The sequence below is a fragment of the Bifidobacterium sp. KRGSERBCFTRI genome (assembly GCF_025908335.1).
The window spans coordinates 1886121-1898731 of the sequence record NZ_CP109653.1 but is presented as its reverse complement, the minus strand read 5'-3'; the positions used below and the strand labels follow the sequence as shown (position 1 = coordinate 1898731).

Below are 12611 nucleotides of genomic sequence, written 5' to 3'. Positions count from 1 at the left end.
CATAGAAGAGGGTGGCTGCGATTCCAACGAATCGCAGCCACCCTCTAACTATGTGCGGTACGTGCCTCAGTGCTTGACGGTGACGTTCATACGCACCGGCGTCGGCTCGACGTACGTATGCTTGACCGTGCAGCCCTTCTCGATATGACGGCTGACGCGATCGGCGAGCTTTTCGGCGTCCTCGTCGCTCAAACCGGCGTCGGTGGCGTCGATGACCACCTGCTCGTCGAAACCGATGTAGGCGTCGGTATCGGCATCATACGTACCGTCCACCACGATCTTCGCGCCCTTGCCATCGCCCAGCGTATGCTCGACGGCGAACTGGCTGGACAGCGCGGCGCAACCGGCCAGCGCGACCTTCATCAGATCGCCCGGCGTGAACTGGCCACGGCCCTTGCCGAACTTGATGTGCGCGCCATCCTCGCTGAACGCGTCCCAGGAACCGTCCTTGTTGCGCTCTACCCACAGCCTCTTGCCCATGGAAACTCCTCATGTCCTGTGGCGCGCCGTTCGCGCCAATCCGTGATACCAATCTAGCGCATCGAAACGGACGTGGGGGAGTGCGTTCCGCAAGATGAAGCGATACGGTTTTGTGATTCGTTGCGATTGCGCTGGAGGCCGGCGGACGGCCGGGATGCGCGTTGGCGGCACACTCAAGGCCGTTCGGCCAAGCTTACGGCCTTACAACGCGCATCCCGGCCGTCCGCCTCCACGCCACCGGCTAAACTTGCCTATTATGGCTTTGACTTCCGAACAACTCGCAGACATTCGTACTCATATTCCCGCACGTCCGGAAACGGACATTCCCATGCCTTACGAGGATCTGGTACGCAAAATCCTTACGGAAGGCACACTGAAATCCGACCGCACGGGCACGGGCACTATTTCCCTGTTCGGCCAGCAGATGCGTTTCAATCTCAAAGACAGCTTCCCACTGCTCACCACGAAGACGGTGTTCTTCAAAGGCCTGGCCTACGAGCTGCTGTGGTTCCTCAAAGGCTCCACGAACGTACGTTGGCTGCAGGAGCACAACGTGCACATTTGGGACGAATGGGCCGACGAGAACGGCGATTTGGGGCCGGTCTACGGCGCGCAGTGGCGTAGCTGGCCGGCGCCGACGCCGGACGATCCGAACCGCACGATCGACCAGATCTCCAATGTGCTCGACCTGATCCGTAACCACCCCGATTCGCGCCGCATGGTGGTTTCCGCATGGAATCCGGCGGAAGTGGAGAATATGGCATTGCCGCCATGCCACGCCCTATTCCAGTTCTACGTGGCCGACGGCCGCCTGAGCTGCCAGCTGTACCAGCGTTCCTGCGACATATTCCTCGGCGTGCCGTTCAACATCGCCTCCTATTCGCTGCTCACCCTCATGATGGCCCAGCAGACGGGACTCGAGCCCGGCGAATTCGTTTGGACCGGCGGCGACTGCCACGTCTACGACAACCACATCGACCAGGTGTTGGAACAGCTGAGCCGTACGCCGTACCCGTATCCGCAGATCCGCATCAGGAAGGCCGATTCGCTGTTCGACTACGATTACAGCGATTTCGAAATCGTGAATTACCAGCATCATCCGACCATCAAGGCACCGGTGGCGGTCTGAGGTTGTTGCCGCCGTCTGGCGCGTCTGCGCCAGACGGTAGACTACTGACCCTAGTTCCGACTTCAAGGAGTGAGTGAAATGGAGCACGATAGTAGCCGCAGTGGCTATCACGAACCCGAGCCCGGACTTGCCGGGCGTGAAGACGAGGAGGATTGGGGCGACGATTTCCCCAAAACCTTCTCTGTGAATCTGATTTGGGCGCAGGCCTGTGACAAGGAAGGTCACGACGGTGCCATTGGATTCGAAGGCGGCATGCCATGGCATCTGCCTGAGGATATGAGGCATTTCACGGAGCTGACCGTCTCCCATCCGGTCATCATGGGCCGCAAGACGTGGGAGTCGCTAAGCCCGAAGTTCCGTCCGCTGCCCAACCGCGACAACATCGTCATCTCGCATGACCCGTCCTATTTCGCGCCGGGCGCCACCGTGGTGGATTCGCTGGATGACGCGTTGGATCTGGCCCGTCAGGAGGCCATTCCGGATGACGGCTTGGACCGCAGTGAAATCTGGGTCATCGGCGGAGCCAAAGTATTCGAGGAAGCGATGCCATTCGCCGACAAGGCGTATGTGACGCAGATCAGCATGCACGTGAACGCCGACACCTACGCGCCCGATATCCACGCATTGGTGGAATCCGGAGCATGGCGCGTGGCCGAGGAAGGCACGTGGCAGAAGGCGCGGAAAGGAAACGACCAAGTCGAAGGCTTCCGTTTCGTGACGTACGAAAGAAACCACGAGGAGTAACTTTTCATGTATACCGTGATGACCGTGTGCACGGGCAACATCTGCCGTTCACCCATGGCTGAAATCATTCTGCGCGCCGAATTCGAGCGCCGCGGCTTGGCTGACAAGGTCAACGTCGAATCCAGCGGCGTCAGCGACGAGGAATACGGCAATCCGATCGACCGCCGTGCCGTCAAGGTACTTAAGGAACGCGGCTACGAGCTGCCATCGCACCATTTCGCGCATCGCATCACGCGCGACGAAATCGAACGCACCGACCTGTTCCTGCCGATGACCGCCTCGCACATGCGCGCGCTGCTCCGTCAGCTGCCGCAAGCCAAGCGCAGCGAAGTGCACATGTACCGCAGCTTCGACCCGAATCTGCCGAAGCCGGCCGCGGGACGTGAGGACAGCATCGATCTGGTGGATCCGTGGTACGGTGGTCCGCGCGAATTCGAAGTGGCGATCGACCAAATCGAAGAGGTGGCGCCATATATCGTCGATTGGGTCGAACAGCAGTTGCAGAACTGATTTTTTATTGCGATTGCGGCATGCTTGATGGTTTCAAGCGTGCCGCTTTTGTTTTTTGCGATTTATTGCGATTTTTTTTTGGGGGGGGGCTGGCTGTGTTGTGAAGTTGCGATTTTTCTGATGTTGCGGTGTTTGGTGGGATTGAATATACGGCGTTTTTGCGATGTTGCGATTGCGGGGTGTCCGGTGGAGGCCGGCATATGCGTTGCAAGGCACACTCAAGGCCGTTCGGCCGAGCTTACGGCCTTGCAACGCATATGCCGGCCTCCACCTCGTTTTTATTGGCAGGTTGCGATGTTGCTTCGTTCTGTGGGTAAGTTGCGTTTTTTGATTTTTGTGGGGCGCCTCGTTTTTGTGGGCAAGTTATGTCTTGACGGTTGGGAAGCGTGGATTGGCGTGGGAGGGGAGAGTGAGGGTAAAAGAAAAACCCCGGCGGATTGGGCTGGGGTTTGGTGGCGACCACGGCCGGACTTGAACCGGTGACCTCCGCCGTGACAGGGCGGCGCTCTAACCAACTGAGCTACGCGGCCGTTGTTTCAGTCTTGCGACTGACAACAGATAGAAATACTACGACAAAATCGCAATTATGCAAAACTGCGGCGTGTCACGGTGTGTTGGGCGTGGCGCGCCGCGGTTTCGCGGGAAAGGAGACGAATCTCAGTCGGTCTGCTTCCAGGTGTCGACGTCGATGTGGTGCTCCGGGTTGGCCTGCCATGCGTCCCAAGCGGACTTCACAATGTCCTCGACATTGTACTTGGCGTGCCAGCCCATCTCCTCGTTGATGCGCTTCGGGGAGCCGATCAGGTGCGGCGGATCACCGGCGCGGCGGCCCATGACGGTCTCCTTGAACGGCAGACCGGTGACCTTCTTGACCTCATCGACGATCTGGCGCACGGAGGTGCCCTCGCCGGTGCCGACGTTGAACGCGTCATACTTTCGCTCGTCGCGGTCCAGATACTTCAGCGCGGCGATATGCGCGTCGGCCAGATCGGACACGTGGATGTAGTCGCGCACGCAGGTGCCGTCCGGAGTCGGGTAGTCGTCGCCGAAGATCGCCGGGGCCTTGCCCTTCTTCAGACGGTCGAACAGCATCGGGATGAGGTTCAGGATAGCCGGATCCTCAAGTTCCACCGGGCCGCAGCCGGCCACGTTGAAGTAACGCAGGCCGCAGAAGCGGATGCCATACGGTTCCTCGCAGGCGCGGGCCATCCACTCGCCGAACAGCTTGGTCTGGCCGTACGGGTTGATCGGCAGCATCGGCACGACGTCTTCCGGCACCACATCGACCGGCGGCACGCCGTAGGTGGCGGCGGAGGAGGAGAAGACGAGCTTCTTGGCGCCGGAATCGCGCATGCCGATCAGCACGTTGAGCATGCCGTTGAGGTTCTGCTGGTAGTACCACAGCGGCTTCTCGACGGATTCGCCGACCTGCTTGCGGGCCGCGAAATGAATCACGGAATCGACGCCTTCGGCCTTCATGATCTCCGCGAGGCGCTCGCCGGCGCCCGGAGCGGCGATGTCCATGCCGTACAGGCGGGAGCCTTCGATGCGGGTGGGCTTGCCGTAGCTCAGATCGTCGACGACGACAACCTTTTCGCCGGCCTGATGAAGTGCGTGAACGACGTGGGCGCCGATGTATCCGCACCCACCAGTGACGAGAACTGTCATGTTCTGGCCTTTCCTTCGAATGAGCAGTGAAATGCAACAGTTGGTGAAAATGTCAACCATTGTTCACTTTTGCTCAGGTTTGTTACCTTTTGAACAATTTGAGTATAACACGTGAACACGAACGCACACTAACGGCTCGTTCCTGCGTTTCCTCTATAAATTAGGGTATGCAACATGACGAAAACACGCCGACCGATGGTCGCAAAACAGAAGAAAACGCACAGAATATACAACATGTGCAGTCGGCCGCTGCTGACGGCAGGCCGGCCCTCTACGGTCGCAAGGTGCTGTCCTTCGTGCGGCGGTCCGCCCGGCTCGACGCGCGACTGCAGCGGGCCTGGGACACCTACGCCGATACGTATCTGCTGAACATCAACGCGGGCGAAGGGTCCCTCGGCGTGCGTGAGGGTTTCGTGTTCGACCAAGCCTATATCCGCGAAACGTGGGGCAATACCAATCCTCTGATCGTGGAAATCGGCTCCGGACAAGGCGAGAACGTCGTTGCCGCCGCAGCCGCCCGGCCGGACGTCAACTTCCTTGCGTTGGAAGTCTACGATCCGGGCGTGGCGCACACGCTGCTGCTCGCCGGCAAGCAGAACCTGAAGAACCTGCGGATCGCCCAGATCAACGCGCCAGAACTGTTCAAGGCGGCCGTCGACGGCTCGATCGCCGAAGTGTGGACGTTCTTCCCCGACCCGTGGCCGAAGATGCGCCATCACAAGCGCCGCATCGTACAGCCCGAGCTCGCTGCGGACATCCACCGCGCGTTGACGGACGAAGGCGTGTGGCGCATCGCCACCGACATCGAGGATTACGCGCTGCACGTTCACGAGGTGATGGACGAGCTGGACGGCTTCCATAACGACGGCGCATTGACCGTGAGCCTGCCCGTCGAGCACGTCGGCAAAGGCAACGCGGATGAGGCGGCCGCATTGCGACACGCCGATTTCGCTGAATCCGAGCGATTCGATGGCCGTGTTTTGACCAATTTCGAGAAGAAGGGACTTGCCGCCGGGCGCGTGATTCACGATTTCACCTATCGTCGCGTGTAATGCGATAAGGCTTGGAATTTCAGTGTTTTACGAGGATTCCTGTCTTATTGTGGCGGTGTGTGACACCGGCGCGACACGCCGAGGTTTGCATGTCGGCCAGATTCGCGTATAGTAGGGCAAGTTGTCAAGCGGAAACGCTGAAAGCGCCCCCTTCGTCTAACGGTTAGGACACCAGACTTTCAATCTGACAACGAGAGTTCGACTCTCTCAGGGGGTACGTACCTTGGAAACAAGGTGGCAATGGCCGCGTAGCTCAGTTGGTTAGAGCGCCGCCCTGTCACGGCGGAGGTCACCGGTTCAAGTCCGGCCGTGGTCGCTGGAACAGCGCAAGTTGTTCATGGCTCTGTAGCTCAGTTGGTAGAGCGAACGACTGAAAATCGTTAGGTCAGCGGATCGATGCCGCTCGGAGCCACCAGATACACCCCGGAGCAATCTGGGGTTTTGTTTTTCTCGCATATCTTTTCCGATTTACCTGCGCGATTTCCGCTCGTTTCCCAGCACAAGCGCCATCCGAACCATATCGGCGAAAGACATACGCCCATTACCCCCAACGAAGAGGGATGTTCTGTCCCCTCTGTCGCTAAACTATGGTGCAGGTAGACAAGGGGTTGACGGCTGTACTGTTCCATGATGTTGACCTCTAAACGGGTGTATCCCTGGGGTGAGGCGAGTGGAGATACTGTTAATCGGCAACACCGACTTCGTGACGAAGCAGTGGATCGAGCACGCGTTCCCCCACGACAAGGTGGTGGTGGCCCTCCGCAAAGGGACCGAATCCAGCGGCGAGGATCTCAAAATCATCGACATGCCCGACCGTGACGCCATGTCGGAAGTGTTCTCCAACTACGAATTCGATCGAATCGTCTACTTCTCCGAAGATCTGACGCCTCGCAGCGAACGTGACGGCGACCTGGGCTACCTGCGCCGACTGCTGCACACCGTCCGCAATCGCAAGGTCCAGATGCTGATGGTGAGCGGGCCGGAATCGGAATTCACCTATCCGCAGGAAACGGACGTGCACGAGACCAGCAAAAGCCTGATGTCGCGTGCCGGCGAAGAGCTCGGCCTGTACTATGCGCGCACCTACGATCTGGAAGTGAAGATCGTGCGCTGCCCCTATCTGTACGCGCCGCAACGCAATGGCGTCACCGCATATTTCAACGGCTTGTTCGAACAGGCACAAGCGGGAGAACTGCGCTTCCATGAACGCGCCGAACAACGCACCTGCTTCCTATGCGCCGACGATCTGGCCGAACTTATCTACCGCATATTCGACGACTGGACCGCCGACAGCGAGCTGTTCCACGTTCCGAACGTGTTCGACTTCACTTACGGCGATTTGGGAACGCTGATCGCGGGATATTTTCCGGGAACGAAGGTCGTATACGGCGAGGACCGTCCGCAGGCATACCCCGCCGACGACCACGAATTGCGATTGCGGTACGGCTTTTCGCCACGATACTCGCTTCGCGAGGATTTTCCGCACGTCATCGAAGGCTGGTTGAAGCTCCGCGAGAACAAAACCGACAAGCATCCGGTATGGGATTTCCTACGCAGCCACAACAAATGGTGGACCGTGCTGGAAATCATCGGCGCGTTCCTGCTGACGGAATGGCTCCGCACTTTTACACAAGGCAACAGCCAGCTGGAAACCGTGGACCTGCGATTGCTGTTCGTGGTGATCGTCGGCACCATCTACGGGCTGCATGCCGGCGTGTTCGCAGCCGTACTGGCCTGCGCCGGCGTGGCCATGTCCTACGCGTCGCAGGGCGCGTCCTTCGCCCCGTTGTTCTACGACACATCGAACTGGCTTGCCTTCGTCATTTATTTCGTGGCCGGATCGGTATGCGGCTATGTGCAGTCGCGCAACCAGGAGAGCGTGAGGTTCGTGCGCGACGAGAACGGGTTGTTGCGCAATCGTCTGGACTTCCTGCGCGGGCTGTATCAGGATATGCTCGACGACCGCAGACAGTTGCGCGACCAGATCATCGGCAGACGCGACAGTTTCGGCAAACTGTACGCCGTGACCCGAGAATTGGACGAAGTGCAACCGCAGAAGCTGTACCATACGGCGATCCGCATCATGCAGGAAAGCCTCGATAGCGACAGCCTCGCCATCTTCCGAGTGGACAACGGCGGACAGTTCGCCCGTCTTGTGGCGGCGAGCCCACGGTTCGACGTCGGCAGCTTCCGCTCCGTACGCGTCTCGGATTACGGTGAAATCATCACCGCGCTGGAACACAACGGCATATGGGTGAACCGAACGTTAAAGGACAAATTCCCGATGTACGCCGTCGGCGTGCGTGACCGTGGCGAACTGGCCGTGATCATCACCATGGGAGAGGCCAAACCGGACCAGATGAACCTGTACTTCCAGAATCTGTTCAGCATCATGTGCGGTCTGGTCGAATCGGCCATGATCAGGGCCTTCGAATACGAGGACGTGGCGCGCCGGTCCATGCTGGTGCCGGGAACGAACCTGCTGAAGCCAGAAGCGTTCCTGCCGAAGGTGCTGGCTGCCAACGACCTCAAACACGACCATATGGGCGACCATCTGCTGCTCAAAGTCGAATGCGAGGGAAACCTTGAGGACGTGGACTCCCTGCTGATGCAAAGCATCCGCCAGACCGATGAGGCCGGCATGCTGACGGATGACGGCGTGTATCTGCTGATGAACCAGGCGGGGGAGAAGGAACTGCCGATCATCCTCAAACGTCTGACCCGTTCCGGCTTGCACTGCTCCTACGTTCCGCAGACCCAAGAGGATGCCCTGCTTTCCGAAGCCCGATCGCATATCGCGCAAGCCGACGATGGGGGTGAAAGCTGATGGGGTCGACGACTATCGCCGCGTTGATCATCATCGCCGTGCATCTGCTGGTCTGCATGACGCTGTGTCTGCTGCACCACGTCGGAGTGCTGAAAGTCGATGGACTGCTGCTCCCGTTCATGGCGTTGATTCCCCTATGGGGGCCGTTGAGCGTGGCGCTCATGCATTCGCGTGCCGTGCTTCGTGGGGGACGACGGATTCCCGCCGGTCTGCAGGAACTGAAGGTCGAGGATCAGGAACAACGCAACATTCTTGTGGACGACCGTACGGATTACGCCAACACCGTGCCGTTGGAAGAGGCGCTGATCGTGGACAATCCACGGCAGCGTCGTAATCTGATGCTGTCCATTCTTAACGAGAATCCCGGCCAATACGCCAATCTGCTCTCCCAAGCCCGTCTGAACGAGGACGTGGAAGTCGTGCATTACGCGGCCACGGCCATGGCGCAGATCAGCGCGAAGGAAGACATCGCGTTGCAGCAACGCATGGAGGAATACGAGCGGAACCGCGATTCGGACGAGGCGCTCGACCGGTACCGTGAGGCGCTCGAACACTACTTGGAATCCTCCATGGAACAGGGGTATGCCAGAACGTTGCAGATGCGCCGATACACCGACCTGCTCGCCGAACGGCTCAAACGGCATAACGACTACCGCACCGTATGCTCGTTGGCGAAGACGCAGATGGATCTCGGTTCGTTCGATGCCGCGTCTCGCACCATCGAAGCGGCGCTGTCCGCATGGCCGCGTCAAGGTGACGTCTGGCTGATGAAACTGCGATTGGAAGCCGCACGTCACGATGGCGAGGCGGTGCAACGCACCGTCCGGCACATCAAGGACGACCACATCTACCTTGGCGGCCGAGGCCACGACATCCTGCGATTCTGGCTCGGCGACAAGGAGGCTGGGCGCGCATGATACGTTCCGCATGGCGCATATGGAAGCGCTTCCGTTGGAAAAACCTGGTCCGCGTGTGGGCCGTATTCATGGCCATCGCCTTGGTGCTGTTGGCGCAAACCTTGGGCATCCACTACGGCGCGACGAAATTCACTTTGAAATACATGGCTCGTAACGAGGCCATTCCGGCCCAGAACGCCATCATGGGGCAGCGCGCCACGAACCTGATGCTCGTGGATAGTTCCCAGGATGGTGTGGACGAGGCCGAAACCATGATGAAACAGGTGCTGCTCGACATGAAAGTGCCGACCGCCACCGTGGATCTGGCCAAAACCGATCCCGACGACATCCCCTCATTGAATCGGTACCGCACCGTGCTGATCGTCATGCCGGAACTTGATTCGCTGGGGGATGAGCTGGTGTCCATCATGAGATGGGTTGAAGGCGGCGGCAACATGATGCTTGCCATGACGCCTGAAAAAACAGGCTATCTGGACGCGATCGGGCCTCAAATCGGCATCGAATCCTCCGCATACGACTACGTGATGACCAAAGGCATCAAGCCTGCCAGGGACTTTATGCTGGGTGGCGGGCACACCTACATGTTCAGTGGCCCGTTCAAATCGTCGTTGAGTCTGAACCTCAATGAGAAGGCCGCCGTCGAAGCGGTCAGTGCCAACGGCCATACGCCACTGATCTGGAGTGCCGATGTGCGTTCCGGACGAACCGTGACCTGCAATATCGGCATCTATGGCAAGGTGGTGCGCGGCTTCTATGCCTCCGCGTTCAGCCTGCTGGGTTCCGCCACGGCATACCCGGTCATCAACAGCGCCGCGTTCTATCTGGACGATTTTCCATCCCCGGTCCCCAGCGGAGACGCCACCTACATCAAACGCGACTACGGCATGAGCATCACCAACTTCTATTCGAAGGTCTGGTGGCCGGACCTGACCAAACTTGCGGAACGCTACGGTATTCGGTTCACCGGCGTGATGATCGAGAATTACGGGGACGATACGAAAGACGCTCCCGTACGGCAGAAGGACGAATCGCATTTCATCTATTTCGGCGGACTGCTGCTCAAACAGAACGGCGAAATCGGCTACCATGGCTACAACCATCAGCCGCTCGTACTGCCGAACACCGATTATGGCGACGAATACGCGTACCATCAGTGGCCGAATCGCAAAGCTGTCGTCGCCTCGCTGCGCGAGCTGATCGCATTCCAAAAGTCCGTGCTGCCGGCGGCCACAGCGTCGGTATATGTGCCGCCGTCCAACATCCTGTCCAAGGAAGGACGGCAGACAATCGGACGAGACGTGCCCGAAATCCGCACCATCGCCAGCACCTACCTGCCAAGCGACAGCAAACTTCCTTACGTGCAGGAATTCGGTGTGGCCGATGACGGCATCGTCGAGGCGCCGCGCATCGTCTCCGGCGGCATGGTGGGAAACGATTACATGCGGCTCGCCGCAGAATCCGAACTGAACATGCATTTCGTCAGCACCCACTTCATGCATCCGGACGACATGCTCGACCCTGACCGTGGCGCGAAAGAAGGCTGGGCGGTCTACAGAAAAGGCCTTGAGAACTATCTCGACTGGCTTGAAGTGTCCGCACCGTCCATCCGCATGCAGACAGGCACGGAATGCGCGTCCGCGGTGCAACGCTTTTCTGGACTGACTGTCAAGATGAGGGAATCCGCCAATGAGTGGGAATTCGACTTGGGCAATTTCAAGGACCAGGCTTGGCTGCTGCTCCGCGCGAACCATGGCACGCCCGGCAGAATCCAAGGCGGAAGCATGATCCGGATGACGGGGAATCTGTACCTCATCAAGGCCACGGACTCCACAGTGCACGTCGAACGCAAGGCTGGAGGCGCGGCATGAGAATCTGCCTGGTATTGGAAGGTTGCTACCCGTACGTGCATGGAGGCGTGTCCACATGGATGCACAGCTACATCACCGCCATGAAGGAACACGAGTTCGTGCTGTGGGTGATCGGCGCGAAAGCCAAGGACCGTGGCAAATTCGTGTACGACCTTCCATCCAACGTGGTGGAAGTGCATGAGGTGTTCCTCGACGACGCGTTGCGTCTGAGCGGTGAACATGCGAAAGTGATCTTCACCGACGAGGAAGTCAAGGCACTGCGTGAGCTGGTGAATCTGAGCGATCCCGACTGGGACGTACTGTTCAACCTGTTCCACAACAAAGGCGTGCATCCGCTGTCGTTCCTGCAAAGCAACGAATTCATCGACCTGTTTACGAAGATCTGCATGGAGGAATACCCGTACGTTGCCTACGCGGATGCGTTCCACACCGTGCGATCCATGCTGCTGCCGGTGCTGTACCTGATGACGGGAGAAGTGCCGAAAGCGCAGATCTACCATGCCATCTCCACCGGTTACGGCGGCCTGCTGGCATGCTTGGGCGGCAGTATCAACCACGCACCCGTATTACTAACCGAACATGGCATCTACACGCGCGAACGCGAGGAGGAGATTCTTTCCGCCGAATGGGTTGCGCCCGCGTTCCGGCAACGGTGGATCCGTTTCTTCGCCATGCTGTCGCAGGAGATCTACCGTAGGGCATGGCGTGTGACCAGCCTGTTCGGCCGCGCTCGCCAGACCCAGATCGACATGGGCGCTCCGGCAAGCAAATGCCTGGTCATTCCCAACGGCATCCAATACGAACGGTTCTGCGACATTCCACTCAAGCCTGAGGACGGTTGGGTGGATATCGGCGCCGTGGTACGTCTGGCTCCCATCAAGGACGTGAAAACCCTCATCCACGCGTTCAGCGAACTGTCGAACCGCGTGGACAATGTCAGGCTGCACATCCTCGGTGGTGTGGACGACCAGGACTATGCCGACGAATGCTATGAGCTGGTGAAACAGCTTGAAGTGAAGAACCTTGAATTCACCGGACGCGTGAATGTGGTCGAATACATGCGCAAACTGGATTTCACGGTGCTGACCAGCATCTCCGAAGGCCAGCCTCTGTCGGTGTTGGAATCGTTCGCGGCGGCCCGCCCTTGCGTGACCACCGACGTGGGCTGCTGCCGTGAACTGCTGGAAGGCGAGGAAGGCGACGACCTCGGCGTGGCCGGCTTCTATGTGCCTCCGATGTACCGCGAGGGCCTTGCCCGCGCCATGGAACGCATGTGCGCGAGCCGCAAGCTGCGCGAAGCCATGGGCCAAGTGGGACGCGAACGCGTGAAAACCTACTATCGGCATGAGCGCATGCTTGACGAATACCGTGCGCTGTATCTCGATACCGCCGACCATTACGGGTTGGAGCACTGAT

Annotated in this window: 10 protein-coding genes and 4 tRNA genes; 11 read left to right on the top strand and 3 right to left on the bottom strand. The window is 59.1% G+C overall.

Going from position 1 to position 12611, the window contains the following annotated elements:
- Positions 1 to 66: 66 nt before the first annotated feature.
- The gene (locus OGI63_RS08125; protein WP_003808235.1) at positions 67 to 480 is read right to left on the bottom strand and encodes an OsmC family protein; all 414 of its coding nucleotides are present in this window, start codon (positions 478 to 480) and stop codon (positions 67 to 69) included.
- Between the two features lie 256 nt (positions 481 to 736).
- Here OGI63_RS08125 and OGI63_RS08120 point away from each other — a divergent pair, with 256 nt between their 5' ends.
- From OGI63_RS08120 to OGI63_RS08110, 3 genes are all read left to right on the top strand, one after another.
- Positions 737 to 1609 (top strand): thymidylate synthase, encoded by an 873-nt coding sequence (locus tag OGI63_RS08120; RefSeq protein WP_041777252.1) that lies wholly within the window; start codon positions 737 to 739, stop codon positions 1607 to 1609.
- 78 nt (positions 1610 to 1687) lie between these two features.
- Positions 1688 to 2353 carry a dihydrofolate reductase gene (locus OGI63_RS08115; protein ID WP_003808238.1) on the top strand — a complete coding sequence of 222 codons (666 nt, stop codon included), beginning with the start codon at positions 1688 to 1690 and terminating at the stop codon, positions 2351 to 2353.
- Between the two features lie 6 nt (positions 2354 to 2359).
- A complete protein-coding gene (locus OGI63_RS08110) occupies positions 2360 to 2863 on the top strand; it encodes a low molecular weight protein-tyrosine-phosphatase (RefSeq protein WP_011743012.1) in 504 nt (167 codons plus the stop codon).
- A 453-nt stretch (positions 2864 to 3316) separates the two neighbouring features.
- Here the strand turns inward: OGI63_RS08110 and OGI63_RS08105 are convergent.
- Positions 3317 to 3393, bottom strand: a tRNA-Asp gene (locus OGI63_RS08105).
- A 127-nt stretch (positions 3394 to 3520) separates the two neighbouring features.
- Positions 3521 to 4531, bottom strand: coding sequence for a UDP-glucose 4-epimerase GalE (gene galE / locus OGI63_RS08100; protein ID WP_033499272.1), 1011 nt, complete (start codon positions 4529 to 4531; stop codon positions 3521 to 3523).
- Positions 4532 to 4698: 167 nt separating this feature from the next.
- Between galE and trmB the strand changes: the two genes are divergently transcribed.
- The 8 genes from trmB (at position 4699) to pelF (ending at position 12610) form a co-directional block, all read left to right on the top strand.
- Positions 4699 to 5583 (top strand): tRNA (guanosine(46)-N7)-methyltransferase TrmB, encoded by an 885-nt coding sequence (trmB, locus tag OGI63_RS08095; protein ID WP_011742862.1) that lies wholly within the window; start codon positions 4699 to 4701, stop codon positions 5581 to 5583.
- A 145-nt stretch (positions 5584 to 5728) separates the two neighbouring features.
- Positions 5729 to 5800 (top strand) — tRNA-Glu (locus tag OGI63_RS08090).
- Between the two features lie 25 nt (positions 5801 to 5825).
- A tRNA-Asp gene (locus OGI63_RS08085) sits at positions 5826 to 5899 on the top strand.
- A gap of 23 nt (positions 5900 to 5922) precedes the next feature.
- Positions 5923 to 5998 (top strand) — tRNA-Phe (locus OGI63_RS08080).
- A gap of 255 nt (positions 5999 to 6253) precedes the next feature.
- Positions 6254 to 8410, top strand: coding sequence for an NAD-dependent epimerase/dehydratase family protein (locus OGI63_RS08075; protein WP_041777253.1), 2157 nt, complete (start codon positions 6254 to 6256; stop codon positions 8408 to 8410).
- Entirely contained in the window at positions 8410 to 9327 is a 918-nt protein-coding gene (locus OGI63_RS08070) for a hypothetical protein (protein ID WP_011742864.1), read from the top strand. The genes OGI63_RS08075 and OGI63_RS08070 overlap by 1 nt, the downstream gene beginning before the upstream one ends.
- Entirely contained in the window at positions 9324 to 11195 is a 1872-nt protein-coding gene (locus OGI63_RS08065; protein ID WP_050731442.1) for a DUF2194 domain-containing protein, read from the top strand. The genes OGI63_RS08070 and OGI63_RS08065 overlap by 4 nt, the downstream gene beginning before the upstream one ends.
- On the top strand, positions 11192 to 12610 hold the full coding sequence (gene pelF, locus OGI63_RS08060; protein ID WP_011742866.1) for a GT4 family glycosyltransferase PelF: 1419 nt from the start codon (positions 11192 to 11194) through the stop codon (positions 12608 to 12610). The genes OGI63_RS08065 and pelF overlap by 4 nt, the downstream gene beginning before the upstream one ends.
- The last annotated feature ends 1 nt before the right edge of the window (position 12611 follow it).

What these genes read in the sequence shown, in the direction of transcription:
- OGI63_RS08125 (WP_003808235.1), bottom strand. Translation starts at nt 480, where the DNA reads ATGGGCAAGAGGCTGTGGGTAGAGCGCAACAAGGACGGTTCCTGGGAC.
- OGI63_RS08120 (WP_041777252.1), top strand. Translation starts at nt 737, where the DNA reads ATGGCTTTGACTTCCGAACAACTCGCAGACATTCGTACTCATATTCCC.
- OGI63_RS08115 (WP_003808238.1), top strand. Translation starts at nt 1,688, where the DNA reads ATGGAGCACGATAGTAGCCGCAGTGGCTATCACGAACCCGAGCCCGGA.
- OGI63_RS08110 (WP_011743012.1), top strand. Translation starts at nt 2,360, where the DNA reads ATGTATACCGTGATGACCGTGTGCACGGGCAACATCTGCCGTTCACCC.
- galE (WP_033499272.1), bottom strand. Translation starts at nt 4,531, where the DNA reads ATGACAGTTCTCGTCACTGGTGGGTGCGGATACATCGGCGCCCACGTC.
- trmB (WP_011742862.1), top strand. Translation starts at nt 4,699, where the DNA reads ATGCAACATGACGAAAACACGCCGACCGATGGTCGCAAAACAGAAGAA.
- OGI63_RS08070 (WP_011742864.1), top strand. Translation starts at nt 8,410, where the DNA reads ATGGGGTCGACGACTATCGCCGCGTTGATCATCATCGCCGTGCATCTG.
- OGI63_RS08065 (WP_050731442.1), top strand. Translation starts at nt 9,324, where the DNA reads ATGATACGTTCCGCATGGCGCATATGGAAGCGCTTCCGTTGGAAAAAC.
- pelF (WP_011742866.1), top strand. Translation starts at nt 11,192, where the DNA reads ATGAGAATCTGCCTGGTATTGGAAGGTTGCTACCCGTACGTGCATGGA.